We start from the raw sequence: 21,759 nt of genomic DNA, 5'->3' as shown, positions 1-21,759 counted from the left end.
GCTATTGCACCGTAGATAAATACTCTTCACACCAAGGAATGACAATTTCTCGGGTCAATGGTGCAAGTTGAGTTTCCGAATCATTTAAATCTATCCACTTCATTTCTGCAATTTCGGCTGCAATTTTAGGTGCTTGGTCGAGCTGAACAAGGTATAAATGACTCACCAAAATATGATCTGGCTCATTGGCAGCTGCTGTTTCGAAATGACCAATAAATTGCTCAATCACACAAGAGCTTCCGACTTCTTCTAAAATTTCTCGCTGCATGGTGATCTCTGGTGCCTCATTAGGTTCCAGCTTGCCACCCACTTGCATAAAAGCGTGTGTATTACGCTTTCTTACAAGCAACAACTGATTTTGCTCATTTAAGATCACTGCGGCAGCGACCGTAATTGTTTTCACCTATTTAACCTCGTTTATGGTTGGACATCTGCATTTGTCCATTTTGGAGCAGGAGCCTGATATTGCTCAAATTGTTGAAGAATATCTTCAATTTTGTCTGATGCGATCAATTTATCAACGAACCGTGCTTGGCTGAATCCATTATCCACCGTTCCTTGAATCATTTTAAGTAAATCTTCATAAAAGCCCGCTACATTTAAGAAAGCACAAGGCTTTTGATGAATCCCTAATTGCGCCCACGTCCATTGTTCAAAGATTTCTTCCAATGTACCAGCGCCACCCGGCAAAGCAATAAAGCCATCTGAAAGATCCGCCATCTTGGTTTTACGCTCATGCATATTTTCAACCACATATAATCTGGTTAGACCCGGATGAGCTAACTCACGATCAACTAAAGCACGAGGGATCACGCCAATGACTTGTCCACCTGCTTGTAAGGCGCTATCGGCCACCACACCCATTAGGCCTGAGCGACCACCACCATAAACCAAGGTCTTCCCTTGTTTTGCAATAGCCTCGCCTGTAGCTTGGGCAATTTGTTGGAAAATTGGATTTGAACCAAGAGATGAACCACAGAAAATACAAATTGATTTCATAGTGTAAAAAACCGTTTTATTGAACTGTCATGCTGACAAACTAAACTATTGATAGAGTTTTTTTTTGCAAAATAGCGTATTGGCAAGTGTTTTTCGGCAAATCCTTGTCTAAAATACACCCATCCATTTCCATCAGACTGCGTGAGGAAAAAAGACACATGCTTGAAGCCTTTTATGCCACAGAACGCGGAAGTCTGGAAGATGCCACCATCAATGGTGGATTTGATCTACATCCCGAATTAGTCTGGCTTGATCTTATTGCACCCTCGCAAGAAGAGCAACAATGGGTATTAGATGCCTATGACCAAAATTTACCAACACTAAAGTCGCTTGAAGACATTTCATCTTCTGCACGATTTTACCGTGATGATGACGGTATTTTGCACATCAGTACTTATTTTTTAACGAAAAATAAAAATTATCAGGTGGATGGCGACGCTGAAGAGTCATCACATATGCTTGCCATGGTGCAAACCGTAGCTTTCATTTTACATAAAGACCGCCTCTTTACGATGCGTGGAGAAAAACTAGTTGCGTTTCGTGCCTTTCGTGCCCGTGCTCGCCGAAATGACTATGACATGGACTATAAAGATCCTACCTGGATCTTATTAGGCCTTCTTGAAGCAAAACTCGATGAGCTTGCGGATATCTTAGAAGATATCCACAAAGATTTAGAAAAATACTCCACCGAGGTTCTTAATAACCACCAACGTGAAAAAATTCTAGATCTCGATGACATGATTACACGCCTAGCTCAACAAGAAGATATGCTAGGAAAAGCACAGCTTTGTCTCATTGATTTACGACGTGTACTTACTTTCTTATCGCGTCCACGTGCATTAGGCAGTCATATTTATGATGCAGACATTCGAGAGCTCAGTGAAGATGTACGCTCACTGGTAGAACATGATGCGTTCTTATTCCAAAAAGTACGATTCTTACTTGATACGACGTCTGGATTCATTAACACAGAACAGAATGATACGATTCGTCGATTCTCGATCTTACCAAGTATGTTAGCTCCTCCGATGCTTATTGCCAGTATTTACGGTATGAACACAGACGTATTACCTTTTGCACATGGTACGACCAGTTTCTTCGTTGTTTTGCTGATTATTATGGGTTTCTTTATTGGGCCGATCATTTATTTCCGCTGGAAAAAATGGATCTAAGCTTTGTAATAAAATGCTAATTTCGAGCATAAAAAAGCACCTAAATATAGGTGCTTTTTTACATCAACAACATCAGATCATTTGCAGATCATCCTGCAAATGACAGGCTTGAATGATCTTCAGCATTTTTTCAGGGACATTTTTAAAATGCAAACCAGTATTTTTTGGAGTCTCTCGTAACCATTGAACTAAAACAGCCAAGGCCAAGGTACTACCATGCTCAAGCTCAGTTAAATCCACCACAAGTGGGAAGCTTTGTTGCTTCTTTATGATAGCTAAACCTGCTTGATACTGTTGTTCCGCATTTTCAAAATCAATTTTTCCCGAAACAACCAATTGTTGGTTGAGATACTGAACCACACGTCACCTACTTATTTCTTTTTGTTTTGATTAACAGCTGCGTCTGCATCAGGTTGGAACGTAGCAATTGCTTTATTTAAATCACCGCCATTGCGTTTCACTGTTGCAGCAAACTGATTACGGAACTGTAATCCTAGATCAATACCAGAAACATTGATATTACGGATTTTCCATTGAGTACCTTTGTCAGCCAACTGGAAAGAAACAGGAATTTTTTCACCATTGTGATTAAAGTCCAATGTCACTACAGGGTTTTTACCCGCAGTTGCCTTGTAAGGACGCATGGTATAGCTTTGATTTGTATATTTAGCAAATGCGCTACCGTAATTTTCAATTAATGTATTACGGAAGTTTGTTTCAAACTGAGCACGCTGTGCAGCTGTACTATACTGATTCGTCGCATAAGTACCCATCACAATACGAGTGAACGCTTGTGAATCAACATATGGGTCTAAGTTCTGACGTACAATTGATTTTACTAAAGCAGGATTGTTCTGCAACTTAGCATGATCTGCTTTTAAACGAGCGATCAAGCCATCAGCAACGCGCTTAATAAAATCAGGCGGTGCTTCTGAAGGTGCAGCAAAAGCTGTACCTGCAATCATAGTAGACAAAAGACTTGCTGTCAGGGTTTGTTTAAACAACGTATTCACCTGGAACCACTCCTTCAAATAAACTCTTACTCAACAAATGACGGCTGTGCACTGCTGTCGGTACTTGCAGGAGCTTTTTCTTCTGCTGAGGATGAACCAGCGGCAACTTTACCTGCGCCACCACCAGTAATAAATTTACTAATTAAATCTTCTAAATCCATGGTTCCTTGGGTATTTGAAATTGTATCGCCACGTTTAAGATAGTTTAAACCACCACCTGGAACGACTTTCAAATATTTCTCACCCAACAAACCATTGGTTGCAACCATTATATAAGCATCTTCATCAATACTGGTGATGGAGGACATGTTACTGATCAGTTGCTGTTCCATTGCTTTTTGTTGCTCTGGAGAAGCCTGCGTATAATCAGAACTATAACGTAGTTCATCTAAAGCATTTTTTTGAACTTCTTTTAGCTGCTCAGCATTAAAGCTTGTCAATTTTCCATCTAAACCAAAGGTTACCGTAGCCAAACGCGTAACTGGATCAAGGGTAATTGAATCAACACGACCAATTGTGACACCGCTCATCGTTACTTTAGCACGAGGCTTTAAACCATTGACGTTATCAAACTGAGCCTTCATGGTATAACTATCATTTAAATTAGTACCAACAAGGCCACTAACTTTCATGGCTAAAAAGAACAAGGCAATACCGAAGATAATAACAAAGATACCTACGGCCAGCTCACTACTACGTGATTTCATTAAATCCCTCCGAACATGACCGCAGTCAACACGAAATCAAAACCTAAAACACATAATGAAGAATATACAACTGTTCTCGTCATTGCAGTTGCGATTCCTTCTGGAGTTGGATCACATGCATATCCTTGATATACCGCAATCCATGTACATAACAAAGCAAACACAATACTTTTGATAATGCCATTTACGACATCATGCCCAAATTGCACGTTGTTTTGCATACCGCTCCAGAATGAGCCTTCATCGACGCCAAGAAAATCGACACCTACCATTTTACCGCCCACAATACCAATCGCAGCAAAAATGACAGTTAGCATCGGTAAACTGACCACTCCCGCCCAAAGACGTGGTGATACGATTTGTTTTAATGGGTCAACCCCGATCATTTCCATGCTGGCAAGTTGTTCACTTTGCTTCATTGAACCAATTTCTGCTGTTAATGCAGAACCTGCTCGACCAGCAAATAATAACGCAGCAACCACAGGTGCCAATTCACGCAGCAATGTTAAAGACACCATGGTGCCTAGCATTGATTCACTGCCGACGTTCACTAAAATTGAATATCCTTGTAAACCCAATACCAAACCAATAAATAGGCCCGATACAGTAATAATTAACAAAGACATCACCCCTACCCGATGCATTTGGTAAATAAATCGTCCAAACCCACCAGATGAAGGAAAAGAAAAAACAATTTGTAAGAGCATTAGTGCCGCAACACCAATCCCTCGAATCCGCTCAATAACGAGTCTACCTAACCAGGCAATCGTATTCATGGACGAACCTCGTTATCTAAATAGGCTTGATGACTAAATTGGTATTCAACTGGTCCTTCTGCCGAACCTGTTAAGAATTGGCGCACAAATGGAGAAGCATATGCCTGTAATTCTTCTGGTGTTCCTTCCCCCTGAATTTTTCCTTCTGCTACAACATAAATGTAGTCAGCAATAGAAAGGGTTTCGGGAACATCATGCGAAACAATAATAGTGGTTAAATCTAAAGCTTCTCGCAATGAACGAATTAAACGTGTCAACACGCCTTTTACAATTGGGTCTTGCCCTGCAAACGGTTCATCGTACATGATTAAATCAGGGTCAAGTGCGATCGCACGTGCTAAGGCAACACGACGGTTCATACCACCTGAGAGTTCTGTAGGCATTAATTGTTCAGAACCACGCAAGCCTACTGATTCCAGTTTTAATGCAACCAGTTCAGCAATTAGATTTTCAGGAAGCTTGGTATGTGCTCGAATCGGAAACGCCACATTTTCATAGACCGACATATCCGTAAATAAAGCACCGCTCTGAAATAACATTCCCATACGTGCACGGGCTGAAAAAAGTTCCTGACGGGACATTTTTGCAATATCTTTACCGTCGAGCAAAACTTCGCCCTGATCAGGAACTAATTGTCCACCGATCAGACGTAATAATGTTGTTTTACCTGTACCAGAAGGTCCCATAATGGCCGTAATCTGGCCACGACGTATATTTAAACTAATATTGTCATAAATGACGCGTTCCCCTCGATTAAAACTCAAATTTTTCACTTCAATAAGTGGTTGAGTCGAGAGAGGAGTTTTATTATTCATAATGGCAATCGTTCCTGCACTTTTATGCACGCATACTATAACACTGAAAATTGGCAAACTTGTTGTTATTTTGACAAAAGCAAAGGTAACTTAGTTGGTAGAAATAGAAGAGGTATGTTCGTAAAAAGAGGTTAATTCAGAAATTTGAAACTGCTCAATAGAACTTCCAGTTATAAAAGCATAGGCAAAATAAACCCCATTACACAAAACAAGTGCAATAAAAAGATAAGGCAAACCATGCTGAACTAATAAGTTCTTCAACTGTGCCATTATTGTTTCTTTTCGTTTACTTTTACTCATTATTTAATAAAAAATTGAACCAATTCACACTTTGTTATTTTATAACAAAACTGAAAAATAAAAAAGGCCAGTATTTCTACTGGCCTTTCTTTAAACGAACTTTTGATTAACGGTCGAATTTACGACGCGGTTTATCATCAAAACTACGACGTGGACGATCTTCACCACCGAAGCTACGTTTTGGACGATCTTCGCCACCAAACGCTGGACGCTCACCACGTGGTTTATCATCAAAGCTACGACGCGGTTTATCATTAAAACCACCTTCGCGACGTGGACGATCTGAGTTGAACTCACGACGTGGACGATCTTCGCCACCAAATGATGGACGCTCGCCACGAGGTTTATCATCAAAACTACGACGTGGACGATCTTCACCACCGAAACTACGTTTTGGACGATCACCAAAACCATTTTCACGACGTGGTTTGTAATCTACGCGGTTACCACGGTTGTCATCATTTGAGTCAAAACGCGGTTTATCGTTGAAACCACCTTCACGACGCGGACGATCTGAGTTGAACTCACGACGTGGACGATCTTCAAAACCACCTTCACGACGTGGGCGATCTGAATTGAACTCGCGACGTGGACGATCTTCACCACCGAATGGACGTTCACCACGTGGTTTGTCATCAAAGCTACGACGTGGACGGTCATCACGACCACCTTCACGGCGTTTGAAGTTGCTTTCGCCTTCAAAACGACGACCACCGCCAAAACCGCCACCACGACGACCATCACGACCACCGTTGCCGCCACGACCACGGCCACCGCCATCACGACCTGAACGAGCAGGAGGTGGAGATGGCTCTAAGCCTTCAATTTCAGAAACACTTAAACGTGCATCTAAATAGTCTTCAAGCGCACGGATTTTACCGCGTTCACGATAAGTCGCTAAAGTAATTGCTTGACCTGTACGACCAGCACGACCTGTACGACCAATACGGTGTACATAGTCTTCATGTTTCATTGGTAAACCGAAGTTAATTACATGTGAAATTGTCGGTACGTCAAGACCACGTGCAGCAACGTCAGTTGCTACCAAGATTTTTGCACGACCTTCACGAATACTACGTAAACGACGGTTACGAACTGTTTGCGGCATTGCACCGTGAAGTGCAACTACAGAGTGACCTGCTTCTGCAAGTTCTTCAGCCAACATATCTGTATCTTCTTGAGTACTCGCGAATACAACCGCTTGATCAAGAGTTTCATCAGCCAACCAGTGAGTCAGAAGTTTCTTCTTATGTTCGAAACCATCTGTCCAGTGTAAAGTTTGGGTGATGTCAGTGTTTGTACTGTGACCTGTTTCAATTGCAATACGCTCAGGTTCATTCATCATGCGCTCAGCAAGACGAATAATACGGTCAGCGAAAGTTGCAGAGAACATTAATGTTTGACGACGATTACCAGCTAAATCGCTGATCGCTTCTAAATCTTCAGAGAAGCCGAGGTCTAACATACGGTCAGCTTCGTCAACGATTAAAGCTTCAACTTTGTCTAACTTTAATTGACGACGGTTAACTAAATCTAATAAACGACCAGGAGTCGCAACAATAACTTGCGCGCCTTTAAGCTGTTGGATTTGCTTACCAAAAGGCATACCACCCATGATTGCAGCAATACGAACACCTTTCATGTGACGTACGAAAGCAATCGCATCTTGGCTAACTTGTTGAGCCAATTCACGTGTTGGGCATAAAACTAAAATGTTAGGTTGGGTCACAGCTTTCATGCGTTCTTTGAACGGAACAAAAGTTTCTTGACCAGCTAAATTATGTAATGTCGGTAATAAAAATGCCGCAGTTTTACCAGAACCAGTCTGGCTAGATACTAGAAGGTCTTTTCCTTCTAAAGCTGCAGGAATAGATTGTTCTTGCACAGGAGTCGGGGTAGTAAAACCTAAACCTTCAAGCGCTTGTTGTAAGGTTTCATGCAAAGAAAATTCGGCAAAAGTTTTGCTCATAGAGAGTTTCACCCTAGTGGGTGCTCCATTTTTAATAAATACAAAATAGACATCGGCACAAAGCGGCAAAGCAAAGTTAACTGAAACGTTTTTTTCAGCAGCAATCCGAGTAACGACGATGTGGACTAAACGCACGCTTGATTACGGCCGAACCTGAAGAATCGCTGAGCGATCGGGGCGCAAGAAATGGTCCTCTCTATGGACAGCGTGCGCTTACAATGAATAGAACAGAATGTTCAGGTAATGAACGGAAATTTAAGTGCGTGGGCGGATTATAGCAGAAAGAAATTAAAAGTCATGTGTTTTAATCAACTTTCTTCATATTTATTGAACTAACTAAAATTTACCAATCACTTAAAAAATAAAACCCTCTGATAAAAGAGGGTTTTATTTATAAATAATTAAATTATTTTGCAGCTTGAGCCCAAGCTGGAACTACAGTTTGCATTAAAGGTTTTAGCATTTTGAGTGAACTTGCAAGCACTTGACCGTTTTCAAGAGACTCATTACCACCACGTGCGTCAACCACTACACCGCCCGCTTCTTTAATAATAAGCTCACCGGCAGCGATATCCCATGGTTTTAAACCAAGTTCAAAGAAACCATCAAAACGACCAGCAGCAACATATGCTAAATCTAGAGCAGCTGAACCACCACGACGAATTTGTGCGCCTGCTTGAGTAACAGCTAATAATGAAGCAAAGTGTTGTTCTGCATAAGATACGATCTCACCAGCACGTTTAGCACGGTAAGGATGGCCTACTGCCAAGAATGTATTTTCTAAAGTATCTTTTACATTTACACGGATACGGCGTTGGTTCATAACTGCACCGCGACCGCGACTTGCAGAGAATAATTCGTCACGTACTGGGTCGTAGATTACGCCGTGTTGAGTAACGCCTTTATGCTGAACTGCAATAGAAATACAGAAATGAGGGAAACCATTAATAAAGTTTTGCGTGCCATCAAGCGGGTCGATTACCCAGCACCAGTCTGCATCGTGACCTTTGCCTTCTTGCAAACCGAACTCTTCACCTAAGAAGCTATGGTTTTTATAACTTTTACGTAATGTATCAATCGTCAATTGTTCCAAATAACGATCTACACGTGTTACTGGGCCATCAATGCCTTTCTCTTCAACTTGCAAATCGAGTTTATGACGATTTTGATGCGCTTTTAAAAGCTCTTGACCAACTGTTTGAGCCGCACGCGCAGCCATAACCACCATAGGTTCCATTGAACACCCACTACAATACAAATTTGAAGATTTTGACAAAGAATAATGCATAAAAGCGCATACATTTTAGCAAATGAATGCGCTTTATGGGAAAAAATGTTTCAAAAATTTTATTAAAGGCTTAAACCACCTGATTTAGCTTAAGCCAAGCTCGTTCAATTGAGCTCAAAATACCTTTAGCATCTAGCCCACAATCTTGTAGCATTTGACCATGTGACGCTTGCTGCAAGAACAAATCTGGCAGACCTAAATTAATGATAGGTTTAACAATTTGTTCTTGTGCCATGAACTCATTTACTGCACTGCCTGCACCACCCATAATTGCGTGTTCTTCAACAGTTACAAATAATTGTGTATGTTCAGCCAAATCACGAATAATTTTTTCATCCAATGGTTTCACAAAACGCATATTTACAACACGCACGCCAACATCATGTTTTTGTGCAAACTGCTCAGCAGCTTCTATGGCAACCATAACGCGACTACCAAACGCTAAAATCGTAATCTGCTCATCACAAGCAGATTTAATTTCAGCAACTACTTCTGCCTTACCTAACTCAATAGCAGTTAGCTCTTGCTGAATTTCAACGCCTACCCCAGCACCACGAGGATAACGTACTGCTGCTGGTCCATTATAAGCATAAGCGGTATGTAGCATTTGACGACATTCATTTTCATCTTTTGGCGCCATGATGACTATGTTTGGTACTGTACGCATATATGCATAGTCATATGCACCTGCGTGAGTTGGTCCATCTTCACCCACCAAACCAGCACGATCAATCCCGAAAGTTACATCAAGATTTTGTAATGCAACATCATGAATAAGCTGGTCGTAACCACGCTGTAAGAATGTTGAATAGATCGCAACAACAGGTTTTAACCCTTCACACGCCATTCCCGCTGCAAGTGTTACTGCATGCTGTTCGGCAATTGCAACATCGAAGAAACGTTTTGGAAATTCTTTAGCAAACTTAACCATGCCCGAACCTTCACACATGGCTGGGGTAATCGCTAATAAACGTTCATCTTGTGCAGCTTCGTCACACAACCATTGACCAAATACATCAGAATATTTTGGTGGTGTTTTACCTGCAGAAGTTGCATTAATTTTGCCAATTGCATGATAGGTAATAGGGTCTGCTTCTGCCGGAGTAAAGCCTTTACCTTTTTTAGTATAGACGTGGACTAAGCGTGGACCTTTACGTTTTTTTAATGCGTTAAATACTTGAACAAGTTGATTTACATCATGCCCATCGAAAGGGCCGAAGTAATCGAAACCAATCGCTTTAAATAAATTATCGGCCGCATCTGTTGCTGATTGATGTAAACGAGAGTTGTACGTCCATTTCGGATGTGGCTGTACATACGCCTCACCATGTTCATCGACGTTAACTAAATGGCCTTTTTCCCAAATTGCAGCTAAATGCTTAGCAAAACCACCTGTACTGCAAGAAATCGACATGTCATTATCATTAAGTACAACAATTAAATCGGCATCGTGTGCCACAGCATCGTTCATGGCTTCAAATGCCATACCTGCTGTCATTGCGCCATCACCCACAATACAAACGACTTCACATGGGTCATTTTGATAGCGACGTGCTAAAGACATTCCCAAACCTGCCGAAATTGCAGTTGATGAATGCCCTACACCAAAAGTATCAAAAACTGATTCTTCTCTAGCTGGAAATGCTGCTAAACCGTTCTTAGCACGGATTGTTATCATTTGCTCACGGCGACCAGTCAAGACTTTGTGTGGATACGCCTGATGTCCTACATCCCAAACTAATCGGTCATTTGGAGTATTAAAGCAATAATGCAGCGCAACCGTCAGCTCAACCACGCCGAGGTTAGCACCGAAATGGCCACCACTCTGGCCTGCTGCATATAAAATATATTGACGCAACTCATCAGCCACTTGAACCAATTGGCTATGCTCGAGCTGACGTAATTGTTGAGGATGATCAATTGCATCTAACAATGGCGTAACAGGGCGTTGAGTTGGAATTTCGGTATACAACATATGTGGCAAAGCCTTTATAAGCCTGGCAAATCCTAAGCTGGGTCAAAATGGGTCGATCATACAATCGAATGAAGTCACCTTCAATCAGCCACATTTGCGAACGAGGTCATGCAAAGCAGTCTCTCATACAGTATGGGTATGGTTGGCAGATTATCCTGAATAATCTGACTATTTATCAACTATTATCGTCTTCTTTATACAAAAAAGAAAACCTTAGTGCTCAAAATGATTATGACAATTCGACCAATCTCCCAGCATTACGCTATACTTTAAACCGTTTTCGGTTAAAAGATGAGTTAATCTGTGCCTATAGAGTTCATTGCAACATCAAAACTCCCGACCGCTTTTGGTGAATTCAATATTTCTGTGTTTCAAGATCCAGTATCAGGTGAAGAACATGTGGCACTTTCTAAAGGGTTAGAAAATCCACCCACAGGCCCTGTTTTAGTACGTGTTCATTCAGAATGCTTAACAGGTGATGCTTTTGCGTCATTAAAATGTGACTGCGGCCCTCAATTACAGGCAACTCAAAAGCTCATTAACGAAGCAGGTCAAGGCGTTATTTTATATTTACGTCAAGAAGGCCGTGGTATTGGACTTACAAATAAAATTCGTGCGTATGCCTTACAAGATCAAGGTCATGACACGGTAGATGCAAATTTACTTTTAAATTTGCCAGCTGATGCGCGCCGTTATGACATGTGTAGCATTATGCTTGATCATTTAAAAGTAAAAGAAGTTAAGTTAATTACTAACAATCCTTTGAAAATTCAGGCACTCAAGGATCAAGGTATTAATGTGGTTGGTCGTGTTCCATTAACGGTTGGACGTAATCCTTTTAATGAACAATATTTAAAAACTAAACGTGAACGCATGGATCACCTTTATCAAAAAGATGACTTCTAAAATAAAATTATAAATTTAAAAATAATTGGAAGGGATTTTTAAGACATTTCTTAAAAATCCCTTACTTTTTTTATGGTTTTGTGTTTTGATGTATCTATCTCCTATCTCAATCATCTTTGAGGGTCACTATGCAACATCCGACTTCAACAGATATTCAACGTGTCCGCGAATTTCTCCTCGATTTACAAGCCCGTATTTGTGCTGGTTTAGAACAACAAGAAAAAGCTGGCGGTGGTACGGGTGAATTCATTATTGATGATTGGGAACGTCCAGAAGGTGGTGGTGGTCGTTCACGAGTTTTACAAAATGGCACCGTGATTGAAAAAGGTGGTGTGATGTTTTCTCACATCAACATTAGTAAACTGCCTGCTTCTGCTACAGAAAGACATCCTCAAATTGCTGGCGCTAAAGCACAAGCGCTTGGTGTGTCATTAGTCATTCACCCAAAAAACCCAAACATTCCAACCTCCCATGCCAATGTACGTTTATTCGTTGCAGAACTTGAAGGACAAGATCCAATTTGGTGGTTTGGCGGTGGATTTGACTTAACACCGTTCTATCCAGATGAACAGGATGTTATCGATTGGCATCAAGCCGCATATGACCTATGCCAGCCTTTTGGTGACAATGTCTACGCTGAACATAAAAAATGGTGTGATGACTATTTCTATCTAAAACATCGAGATGAACAGCGTGGTGTCGGTGGTTTATTCTTTGATGATTTAAATTGCTGGGATTTCGAAACCTGCTTTAAATATATCCAAGCTGTAGGCAATGGTTATTTAAATGCCATTTTGCCAATTTTTGAAAAACATCGTGAACAGCCTTATACCGAAGCTCAACGAGAGTTCCAGCTTTACCGTCGTGGTCGCTATGTCGAATATAATTTAGTCTATGACCGCGGAACATTGTTTGGCTTACAAACAGGTGGACGTATTGAGTCTATTTTAGTCAGCCTGCCTAATCTTGCAGCTTGGTCATATCGTCCAGAATGGGATGAAGACTCACCAGAGAAACGTTTAACCGACTATTACTTAAAACCACGTGACTGGTTAAACCTAAAAGAAAAAGTCGCTTAATTTTTTGCTTTTTGGAGATTCTTTGGCTTCCACCCTAAAGAATCTCCTTTTTTATTTCCAATTTTCTGAATCTCATTCAAATATTTTTTCTTATTAAAATTTGGCTTATAGTGAGGCCTGCTGAAAATTCAGTACAGACCTTATCTGCCTCATGCCATTTTAAAATTTTGGATATAAGAATGACCAAACAGTTTGCAGTAATTGGCAACCCCATCGAACAATCACGCTCTCCTGAATTGCATCATGCTTTCGCTCAAAAAACAGGTATTGACCTAGACTACCAAAAACGTCTTGCCCCTCTTGATGGTTTTGAGCCGAGTATGCGTAGTTTCTTTGAAAATGGCGGGAGTGGCATGAACGTTACCGTGCCGTTTAAAGAACAGGCATTTGCTTTGTGTGATGTGCTGACTGAACGTGCTCAAATTGCCAAAGCTGTAAATACACTTTGGATGGAAGATGGCAAATTGCATGGTGACAATACAGATGGCCAAGGCTTAGTTGCCGCAATTCAAGCTTTAGATTGGAACTTAGAAAATACGACTATTTTAATTTTAGGAGCTGGTGGTGCAACTCGTGGTGTTATTTACCCGCTTGTACAAGCTGGTGCTAAAAAGATTGTGATTGCAAATCGAACTTTCGCTCGTGCAGAGCAACTTGTAGATGACCTAAAAGCATCAGTCCCACAAGCTCAATTACAAGCAATTTCTCTAAATGAGCTAGAAGGGGAATTTGATATTGTAATTAATGCAACTTCTGCAAGCCTATCTGGTGATGCATTACAACTACCAGAAAGTCTAGAGTTCAAATATGCCTATGAGATGGCCTATGGCAAGCCATCTAGCTTCCTTGATCAAGCGAAACAACGCAATGTGCCTTATGCAGAAGGTTTTGGCATGCTCGTTGGTCAAGCGATTGAAGCTTTCTATATCTGGAATGGCATAAAGCCAGAATTAAAAGATTTTCTATAAGTCAAAAAAGAACCTACACGAAGTAGGTTCTTTTTTATCTCAGCTATTATTTTTTAGCTGTAACCATCTGCTTATAAACATCTCGGAAAATCTCATAATCAATAAATTCATTATGTTCAGGTTTTAAATTCTGAATTGTTTTTTCCGTAAGTTGCTGTTTGCGTGCAGCGACATAGGCTTTACCTAAAATATCAGCTGTTTCTGACAATAAGTGTTTTTCTTCATCAGAAGTACCATTTTGTTTTTCAAACTCTAATTGATACTGTTTTGAGAAAAGCTGTTCAGGTTGCTTATATTGTTTCTGTAGTTTTTGCCATGCTTCACGCCCAGCTTCACCTTGTATTGTTGTGATCACAATATGGTCCACAGCTCGGCCTAAGTCATTATCAAACTGATCTTCTTGCTCAAGATGATGTTTTTTCTGTAACGCCTCAATACGTTCTAAAGCTTTCCCTTGAGGGTTATAAGTTTCCTCTTCAGAGAACCAATAAGCATAAACCTCGGCAATTTCTTGCAACTGTTGAACTGAATAATAATGAATATATGACGGTTTTTCGGCAGTCAATTTTGCAATAAACACAGCCTTATACGTCTTGTCATAAGCATGTGTTGCATCATAAGTTTGGTTAGCCAACAGTGCCAGAGTCGAGTCTAAATCTTGTACATCGCTATGTGCACCAACTGGATGCTCAGAAACATCACCCTGCCCAAGTTTTTCACTAAATCCTTTTACGAAGTTTTCAAATAAAGAACCTTTGCTTGCCTCTGCAACTGATTTAGCTTGTTTAAGCTGCTGCTGATTAATTGGAGTCGCTTTACCATAATTGAGAATTTGCATGTCTGCTTTAATATTAAAGCGATGGTTAAATTCAGCTGGTGTATACGCAATATCATAATCCGCGTTGACTAAACGGCCCTTTTCATCCAGTCCGACATCAATCGCAACCGGATTTCTTTGTTTTGGTAAAGCTTGTTCAATTTCTGCCTTATGCTTGTTCCATAGAGCTTTGAATGCTTCATCATCAACAAACTGGTTTTGATCATAAGCAGCAAAAGTTTGTTTCAACGCAGCTTGACGAGCTTTAATCTGAGTTTTTTCGGTATTTCCAGCGCTCTGATCAAGCACATCAATACCGTAAATTTGACAGTAATTAATATCACCTAAGGCAACGGAACTTTTTTGAGACTGTAATTCGACACACTGATCTTCTGTAAGTGAAGCCACTTCTTCATCTTGTGTGACTTCTTCAGCATCTGCTACAGCAATATCTTCGGCTTGTTCGGCTTGGGCCGTATCAGAAGCTTCCTCTTCGTCTGCCCCATCTTGAGCTGCACTTGATCGGTCTTCATCATGCTCAGAATCTAAGGCATTACCAAAATGAGCATTAATAAGTGAATAAAGTTGCTGGCTAACTGCGGCTGCATCTTCAGAAGAAACTTTTTGCCCATCAGCATTACCTTCTTTACTCTTCGCTTCCGAAGCAGCTAATTCGGTTGCTATAGTTTCGGCAATCTTTTCTTCATCAAAACCGAAAACATTTTTTTGCAGATATTTAGCATTGACCTGACTATAGAGCTCCGATTGTAGCAATAACGCTTCAACCGTATCTTTTAAACGAATTTTTTCTACAATCCCCGCTTTACGCTCAGCGTCACTAACTGATAAACGCTGTAAATTTTGTGGTTCAGCCAAACGATAAGATACAGCACCAGAAGCTTTCGCATATTCAACGAATTTCTTCATATCGACATTCGTAAACAGATTTTTATACTTTGAAAAATCGACATATGCCAAATTATTTTGATTATCTTTATTGACCAAATAAGGCATTAATCCGAAATAATTAACGTAAAATTTATAATCCTTCAGATCAAGTACCATTGGCAATTTTGCCTGTACCAAAAGTGTCGGTTTTTCATACCTTGCTGTAAGGTTTAAAGACCCCATTTTTTGACGATAATGAACCGAACCATCGTAATTAAATTGAAGATCATTTAATAAATTAATTAATACGGCGTTTACTTTTTCTGAGCGTGATTCACCAGAAATGCCCGAGTCCGCTTGCTCATTTGCAATTGCGGCATACAGCGCCTGCTTCTGTTTTTTATTCAAATTAATTTTTTGTTCACGTAAATATTGATCTACTTTTTTTTGCACTGCAGCATCTAGCTGCACTGTTTTTTCTACATTATTTATTTTTTTTGACTGATTTGGATCAACACTAACTTTAAAATGCCCACGATAGTCATAGCTTGGGTATTCATATATTGCATTCATACCCTGAATGACTTTTTGATCTAACTGAGTAGATGCTACCGATGGACGTAGGTTATGCTGCGCACAAGCGGTCAAACCCAAACTAAATAAACATAAACTGAGATATTTTAGATGCATAACCTTTTTTAAAACCTTATCGCTTTATCTTTTTAACAAAACTTGCTAAAAATAAGAAAATTAGTTGTTTTTTCACATAAAAGTATAAGTCCTGAATGTAGCAGAAATTATAATTTCAGGTGTATTTATTTTCGACAAAATTCGCTTTTCTGACATTTCTTTCGGGTGCGATTAACATTGTATTTTTATCATGCGAGTGAATAATCAAATCATCGATACAGATAATCCCACAATGATTCAAAATTAGGATTAAAGCCATGCCAGCATATAAAGCCCCGCTACACGATATCCGCTTCTTAATGAATGAAGTACTAGATTACCCTGCTCACTATAAAACTTTATCAAATGGTGAAAATGCAGATCCAGATACTGTTGATATGATTCTTGAAGGTGCGGCAGATTATTGTGAAAACGTATTGTCGCCACTTAACCAATCTGGTGATGAAGAAGGTTGCCATTTTGACAACGGCGAAGTAACTACGCCTAAAGGCTTTAAAGAAGCTTATGACCAATTCTTAATGGGCGGTTGGCAAGGTCTTTCTTACCCAGAAGAATTTGGTGGTCAAGGCCTACCAATGTCTTTAAACCTGATTAAATCAGAGATGATGGGTACTGCAAACTGGTCATTTACCATGTACCCAGGTTTAAGTTCTGGTTGTATGAACACTATTTTGCAATTCGGTACTGATGAGCAAAAACAAACATATATGCCTAAGCTTGTTGAAGGCACTTGGAGCGGCACAATGTGCTTAACCGAACCTCAATGTGGTACAGACTTAGGTCAGGTAAAAACTAAAGCTGAACCTCAAGCAGACGGTAGTTACAAAATCACCGGTACAAAAATCTTCATTTCTGCTGGTGAACATGATTTAACTGAAAACATCATTCACATCGTACTTGCACGCCTTCCAGATGCACCTGCTGGTACTCGCGGTATCTCATTATTCATCGTACCAAAATTCATGCCTACAGCTGATGGCAGTGTTGGTGAACGTAACACAGTCGCTTGTGGTTCAATCGAACACAAAATGGGGATCCGCGCATCTGCAACTGCGGTACTCAACTTTGATAATGCAACTGGTTATTTAATCGGTGAAGTGAACAAAGGCCTACATGCAATGTTTACCTTCATGAATACAGCACGTATTGGTACTGCTGTTCAAGGTATTGCACACGCTGAGTTATCTTTCCAAGGCGCATTACCATATGCCAAAGATCGTATGTCAATGCGTGCCCTTTCTGGTAAAAAAGATCCAGATAAAGTTGCTGATGCAATCATTCACCATGCAGACGTACGCCGTATGCTGTTAACTCAAAAAGCAATCGCTGAAGGCGGTCGCTCTATGATTTACTACGCTGCTCAAATCGCTGACAAGATGACAGATGCTTTAGCACGTGGTGACCAAGCTGCTTTTGAAGACTACGATGATAAACTTGGTTTCTATACACCAATTTTAAAAGGTTTCTTAACTGAACTTGGTTTAGAAGCTGCTAACCACGGTATGCAAGTTTACGGTGGCCATGGCTACATTAAAGAATGGGGTATGGAGCAAATTGTACGTGATGCACGTATTGCGACTTTGTATGAAGGAACAACTGGTGTTCAAGCACTCGACTTGATTGGTCGTAAAGTGTTGTTAAGTTCAAAAGGTAAAGTAGTTCGTGAATACACTGCTGAAATCTTAAAATTCTGTGCTGCACATGCACGTAATAAATATTTACGTCGTTTTGCATGGGACTTAACTAAGCTTTGTGCTCAATGGAACACTTTAACAGTTCGTATCATGCTTGCTGCACGTAAAGACCGCGACATCGTATCTTCTGCTTCTGTAGATTTCTTGATGTTCTCAGGCTACGTGATGATGGCTTATTTCTGGGCTCAACAAGCTGTGGTTGCTTCTGAAAAATTAGAAGCAGGTAACGGCCAAGAAACTGCTGAGTTCTATAAAGCAAAAATCAAAGTTGCTGATTTCTACTTTGATCGTTTATTGCCACGCGCTCAAGGTCATGCAGAATCGATGGTGACTACATCTCGCACATTAACATCATTACCAGTTGAACACTTTAGCTTCGACTACTAATGATTTTTAAGTCATAAAATAAAAAGAGCGCAATTTAATATTGCGCTCTTTTTTATATTTATCGGATATCTATTCTTTAGTTAAAACATAAGCCCGATTTGGAACAAAATAGTTTTGCTCTAAAAATTCACGATTTTTTCCATAGTCGCTATAAAGTAATTTTTCTAAATTTGTGACCAATCTTTTATTTGAATCAATATTAAAATAAAAATTAACTTTAGATAATGGACATTGAATCGTTAACTCACGCTCTTTTTCATCCACTTTCCAATTTAGAGTAGGACATAATTGATTTACAGCGGCACTTTTAGCCCCGTCTTTACTGCCCACACGACCAAAATGAACAACATTCCAATAAGCCGACCCATTTGGTAATAAATTTAAAATGTACTCTGCTTCGCCTGATTCACAATCAGCAAAAGCATCCTCGCATGAAATACGAGTATGATATCGCCCTACATATTGCAATGAGGCTGCGTTTAATTTTTGGGTTTGATCTGAGGTATCTTCAGGTAAGAAAGTTCGTCCAGCGACATAATCCAATGTTTTTATAGATGTACTACTTTTTATTAAGTTTTCTTCATGATTAGAACTAGAACTTGTAGTCGAGTGATCTTTTGAATTGGTATGGTTTATATCGCAAGCACTCAGTGTCATGCACATCGCAGCCACTACAACCACATGCTTAACTGAAAAACGAGACCACTTCAAAGATATATACATTATTCACAGATAACAGCAACAGCTCTATTTACACTTCAAATCAAGTATTAGCTGATTGCCGCTTTAAACTCTTAAGCCCTGAAAAGGTGCATTTTAGTAGATGTTGGTTTCGTTCCTTTCAATCCTTTACATATTTTAACTATTTTACTTTTTAAAGGACTTTAAACCCGTTATTTCGTCTCCATATTTTTATTAAGCAAGAGCAATAGCTTCTTGTAACTTTTATCTTTAAGGAGAATTAGATGGCCAGTTCTGGTTTATATCGCTCGAACCGACACAGCATGATCGCCGGTGTAATGGGTGGTATTGCTGAACGTTTTGGTTGGAACGTAACTTTACTACGTGTCATTTTTGTTTTGATCTCAATTATGAGTGCTGCCTTTCCAGGAATTTTAGTTTATCTGGTTTTATGGTTAGTGATTCCGAAAAAACAGCCAGAACATATTGAAGGCTATCGACAATCCGTCCGAACAGTAAATGAAGAACAAGTACGTTAATTCATAACTTTGGTCGCTACGGTTGCATCCCCTAATCAACCGTAGCTTTTTTTATTCTAAAAATTATAACTTTCGATTTAACTGTTGCTGTAATGCAGCAATCATATCTGCACGGCTAATCATTCCTATAAGCTTACGATCTTCAACAACAGGAATGTAATTAAAAGACTTTTCAACAAAGTATGGCACTAAATCTTGAATAGGTTGAGTTGGCAGTACGGTAACCACTCGACGGCTCATAATTTGTTTTACATAATGCTGCCAAGAATTCCTCGGGTCGGCTGCACCTTTAAACCACTCTACGACTTCATATAACGCTAAAGTTCCGACCAAATGGTTTTCTGCATTTACTACAGGTAGGCTCATTAAGTTCACTTGTTTAAACTTATCGAGTGCCTGATGAATATCATCATCTTCATGTAGTTTAATCACATCACGGCTCATAATATCCTGACAGATATATTGATTTACCATACGCTCATTGGCATGTTCCTGAGCTTCTAAAATGATTTTTTCTAAGTCGTATTGGCTAATATCTAAAAGTTCAGTGTGATGGCCTAATGCATACTCAATATCTTTCGGCTGAATTGATACTTTTTGAGTTGGCGTTGGGTCTTTACTTCGCTCATTTAAATGCGCGGTAACCGGATAATGTCGCCCAATCAATCGATTAAAGAAAACAGCGAACCCAAGTAGAAGTAACGAATTGAGTAAAACTGGATAAAAAATAAAGTAAAAGCCCAACTTATGAATTGCTGCACCACCCAACACAGCCGTAATTGCGACTGCACCACTCGGCGGGTGCAAAGAGTCGGTGGTCATCATTAAAAATATAGCAAAACCCACAGCCACACTAAAAGCTGTGGTTAAATCTGGAATCCACTGTGCACAGGCAACACCAATAATTCCGGCTAACGTATTACCAACAATTACATTCCATGGTTGGGCCAAAGGACTGGTCGGCACAGCAAAAAGAAGAACAGATGAGGCGCCCATTGGGGCGATGTACCATGCATTAATTCCACCCAGAACATACCAGCTAATTAAGGAGGAAATTGCTAAACCACACAACGCTCCAATACCGCAAAGTAACCGTTCTTTTAAGGGTAAAACCTTAAAATTTGGCTTTAAAATCTGTAACCATTCTCGCTGTATAACACTCACAGTACACCTTAGGGGATATGCCGTCATTTATAACGGGCAAAAGTATACGCCCAAAGCCACATAAAGTGCATTTAAATTATACCTTTCAACAATAAGAAAACTGGCTGAACTATTTTTTATGATTTTAAAACTTTAATATTCCATCAATTTTTCATTTAAATAACGCCAGTAACGCTTCGGCAAATATTGCACATGAAGTTTTATATTTTGGCGTTCACTAATATTTACGCTATTAAAATAATCCTTCCAAAGCTGATCATATAAAACTTCCTGCTCATCAAGCTCAAGCTGAAAGCTTTGGCTCATTCCATTTTTTAAATTGCGGTCAACTTCAGAGGCTTCGAGTGAAACTTCATGTATTTCTTGCAAATCATAATATAGTCCGAATTTACGTTTCTCATCATAAATAAGCCAACGCTGATCTTGATAACGCCGTTTAAAATGGGGCTGAATAAGCGGCAAAACATTAAAATCGGGACGTACTAGACTCAAAAAAAGCTCATTTTTGGTTTTCTTAAACCGAATAAAAGCTTCCATCCGATGCTTCTCTCGCCCGACCTTTTTCGTCCATTGTGCAATCGCTAAAACACTAGGATTTGAATAATCTTTTTCTATGGAAACATGACTAGTAAACACATAGATACAGTAATTAAATAAGTGCTGATAGGCATCTAAAGATTCAGATAAAGAGGCAAAATAAAATTGTTTTAATGAAGAAGATGAAAGCTTTTTTTGTAGCGCTGACCAAACACGCTCGGCATGTTGCTCATTATTTGAAACCTCAATTTTATCAGCAAATAAGCCATGTTGAGCTGCATCATTCAAGCAAAGCCTAACCTGTAATTCTTTAAATTGAAATGCACGAAAAACACAGCTCAGCAGCCCAACCATCGAACCATCAAAATAGTAAGCTACTTCATCATTAAACATGA

At 39.8% G+C, this 21,759-nt stretch carries 21 protein-coding genes; 6 read left to right on the top strand and 15 right to left on the bottom strand.

The genetic code is table 11. The features are described 5' to 3' along the window. Position 1: 1 nt before the first annotated feature. On the bottom strand, positions 2 to 403 hold the full coding sequence (locus tag AC52J8_RS02045) for an NUDIX hydrolase (protein ID WP_002116701.1): 402 nt from the start codon (positions 401 to 403) through the stop codon (positions 2 to 4). A gap of 14 nt (positions 404 to 417) precedes the next feature. After that, complete coding sequence (locus AC52J8_RS02040; RefSeq protein WP_005804599.1) at positions 418 to 999, bottom strand: LOG family protein; 582 nt, start codon at positions 997 to 999, stop codon at positions 418 to 420. Positions 1,000 to 1,157: 158 nt separating this feature from the next. Between AC52J8_RS02040 and AC52J8_RS02035 the strand changes: the two genes are divergently transcribed. After that, positions 1,158 to 2,171 (top strand): magnesium and cobalt transport protein CorA, encoded by a 1,014-nt coding sequence (locus AC52J8_RS02035; protein ID WP_002116978.1) that lies wholly within the window; start codon positions 1,158 to 1,160, stop codon positions 2,169 to 2,171. Between the two features lie 72 nt (positions 2,172 to 2,243). Here the strand turns inward: AC52J8_RS02035 and AC52J8_RS02030 are convergent, their stop codons facing one another. From AC52J8_RS02030 to dxs, 9 genes are all read right to left on the bottom strand, one after another. Continuing rightward, positions 2,244 to 2,531: an STAS domain-containing protein gene (locus AC52J8_RS02030; RefSeq protein ID WP_005078357.1), complete on the bottom strand. Its 288-nt coding sequence runs from the start codon at positions 2,529 to 2,531 to the stop codon at positions 2,244 to 2,246. 11 nt (positions 2,532 to 2,542) lie between these two features. Continuing rightward, positions 2,543 to 3,184 (bottom strand): MlaC/ttg2D family ABC transporter substrate-binding protein, encoded by a 642-nt coding sequence (locus AC52J8_RS02025; RefSeq protein WP_002116826.1) that lies wholly within the window; start codon positions 3,182 to 3,184, stop codon positions 2,543 to 2,545. Between the two features lie 26 nt (positions 3,185 to 3,210). Continuing rightward, positions 3,211 to 3,891, bottom strand: coding sequence for an outer membrane lipid asymmetry maintenance protein MlaD (gene mlaD / locus AC52J8_RS02020; protein WP_005067241.1), 681 nt, complete (start codon positions 3,889 to 3,891; stop codon positions 3,211 to 3,213). Next, a complete protein-coding gene (gene mlaE, locus AC52J8_RS02015) occupies positions 3,891 to 4,667 on the bottom strand; it encodes a lipid asymmetry maintenance ABC transporter permease subunit MlaE (protein ID WP_002117010.1) in 777 nt (258 codons plus the stop codon). The genes mlaD and mlaE overlap by 1 nt, the downstream gene beginning before the upstream one ends. Next, positions 4,664 to 5,482 carry an ABC transporter ATP-binding protein gene (locus AC52J8_RS02010; protein WP_002116999.1) on the bottom strand — a complete coding sequence of 273 codons (819 nt, stop codon included), beginning with the start codon at positions 5,480 to 5,482 and terminating at the stop codon, positions 4,664 to 4,666. The genes mlaE and AC52J8_RS02010 overlap by 4 nt, the downstream gene beginning before the upstream one ends. 90 nt (positions 5,483 to 5,572) lie before the next feature. Next, complete coding sequence (locus AC52J8_RS02005) at positions 5,573 to 5,782, bottom strand: hypothetical protein (RefSeq protein WP_005067237.1); 210 nt, start codon at positions 5,780 to 5,782, stop codon at positions 5,573 to 5,575. Between the two features lie 106 nt (positions 5,783 to 5,888). After that, a complete protein-coding gene (locus tag AC52J8_RS02000) occupies positions 5,889 to 7,751 on the bottom strand; it encodes a DEAD/DEAH box helicase (RefSeq protein ID WP_016143582.1) in 1,863 nt (620 codons plus the stop codon). Positions 7,752 to 8,157: 406 nt separating this feature from the next. After that, positions 8,158 to 8,988: an inositol monophosphatase family protein gene (locus tag AC52J8_RS01995; protein ID WP_005078362.1), complete on the bottom strand. Its 831-nt coding sequence runs from the start codon at positions 8,986 to 8,988 to the stop codon at positions 8,158 to 8,160. A gap of 121 nt (positions 8,989 to 9,109) precedes the next feature. Continuing rightward, on the bottom strand, positions 9,110 to 11,014 hold the full coding sequence (dxs, locus tag AC52J8_RS01990; protein WP_086399327.1) for a 1-deoxy-D-xylulose-5-phosphate synthase: 1,905 nt from the start codon (positions 11,012 to 11,014) through the stop codon (positions 9,110 to 9,112). A 303-nt stretch (positions 11,015 to 11,317) separates the two neighbouring features. Between dxs and ribA the strand changes: the two genes are divergently transcribed. The 3 genes from ribA (at position 11,318) to aroE (ending at position 13,967) form a co-directional block, all read left to right on the top strand. Beyond that, positions 11,318 to 11,920 (top strand): GTP cyclohydrolase II, encoded by a 603-nt coding sequence (gene ribA / locus AC52J8_RS01985; protein ID WP_002116908.1) that lies wholly within the window; start codon positions 11,318 to 11,320, stop codon positions 11,918 to 11,920. 128 nt (positions 11,921 to 12,048) lie between these two features. Continuing rightward, positions 12,049 to 12,999 (top strand): oxygen-dependent coproporphyrinogen oxidase, encoded by a 951-nt coding sequence (gene hemF, locus AC52J8_RS01980; protein ID WP_086399328.1) that lies wholly within the window; start codon positions 12,049 to 12,051, stop codon positions 12,997 to 12,999. A gap of 179 nt (positions 13,000 to 13,178) precedes the next feature. Next, positions 13,179 to 13,967 carry a shikimate dehydrogenase gene (gene aroE, locus AC52J8_RS01975; RefSeq protein WP_086399329.1) on the top strand — a complete coding sequence of 263 codons (789 nt, stop codon included), beginning with the start codon at positions 13,179 to 13,181 and terminating at the stop codon, positions 13,965 to 13,967. Positions 13,968 to 14,013: 46 nt separating this feature from the next. Here aroE and AC52J8_RS01970 read toward each other — a convergent pair whose 3' ends face one another. Next, positions 14,014 to 16,362 carry a hypothetical protein gene (locus AC52J8_RS01970; RefSeq protein WP_086399330.1) on the bottom strand — a complete coding sequence of 783 codons (2,349 nt, stop codon included), beginning with the start codon at positions 16,360 to 16,362 and terminating at the stop codon, positions 14,014 to 14,016. A 257-nt stretch (positions 16,363 to 16,619) separates the two neighbouring features. Between AC52J8_RS01970 and AC52J8_RS01965 the strand changes: the two genes are divergently transcribed. Continuing rightward, positions 16,620 to 18,443 carry an acyl-CoA dehydrogenase C-terminal domain-containing protein gene (locus tag AC52J8_RS01965; RefSeq protein ID WP_086399331.1) on the top strand — a complete coding sequence of 608 codons (1,824 nt, stop codon included), beginning with the start codon at positions 16,620 to 16,622 and terminating at the stop codon, positions 18,441 to 18,443. 69 nt (positions 18,444 to 18,512) lie between these two features. Here the strand turns inward: AC52J8_RS01965 and AC52J8_RS01960 are convergent, their stop codons facing one another. Then, a complete protein-coding gene (locus AC52J8_RS01960) occupies positions 18,513 to 19,160 on the bottom strand; it encodes a hypothetical protein (protein ID WP_078224980.1) in 648 nt (215 codons plus the stop codon). 248 nt (positions 19,161 to 19,408) lie between these two features. Here AC52J8_RS01960 and AC52J8_RS01955 point away from each other — a divergent pair, with 248 nt between their 5' ends. Further along, positions 19,409 to 19,663, top strand: coding sequence for a PspC domain-containing protein (locus tag AC52J8_RS01955; RefSeq protein WP_002116779.1), 255 nt, complete (start codon positions 19,409 to 19,411; stop codon positions 19,661 to 19,663). Between the two features lie 63 nt (positions 19,664 to 19,726). Here the strand turns inward: AC52J8_RS01955 and AC52J8_RS01950 are convergent, their stop codons facing one another. Both AC52J8_RS01950 and AC52J8_RS01945 read right to left on the bottom strand, forming a co-directional pair. Further along, the gene (locus AC52J8_RS01950) at positions 19,727 to 20,827 is read right to left on the bottom strand and encodes an HPP family protein (protein ID WP_002117107.1); all 1,101 of its coding nucleotides are present in this window, start codon (positions 20,825 to 20,827) and stop codon (positions 19,727 to 19,729) included. Positions 20,828 to 20,959: 132 nt separating this feature from the next. After that, on the bottom strand, positions 20,960 to 21,757 hold the full coding sequence (locus AC52J8_RS01945; RefSeq protein WP_086399332.1) for a TIGR03915 family putative DNA repair protein: 798 nt from the start codon (positions 21,755 to 21,757) through the stop codon (positions 20,960 to 20,962). Positions 21,758 to 21,759 lie beyond the last annotated feature (2 nt).

The sequence above is a fragment of the Acinetobacter sp. S-1 genome (assembly GCF_059579785.1).
Note: the sequence above shows the minus strand (reverse complement) of the source record. Positions and strands in the feature narration are given on the sequence as shown.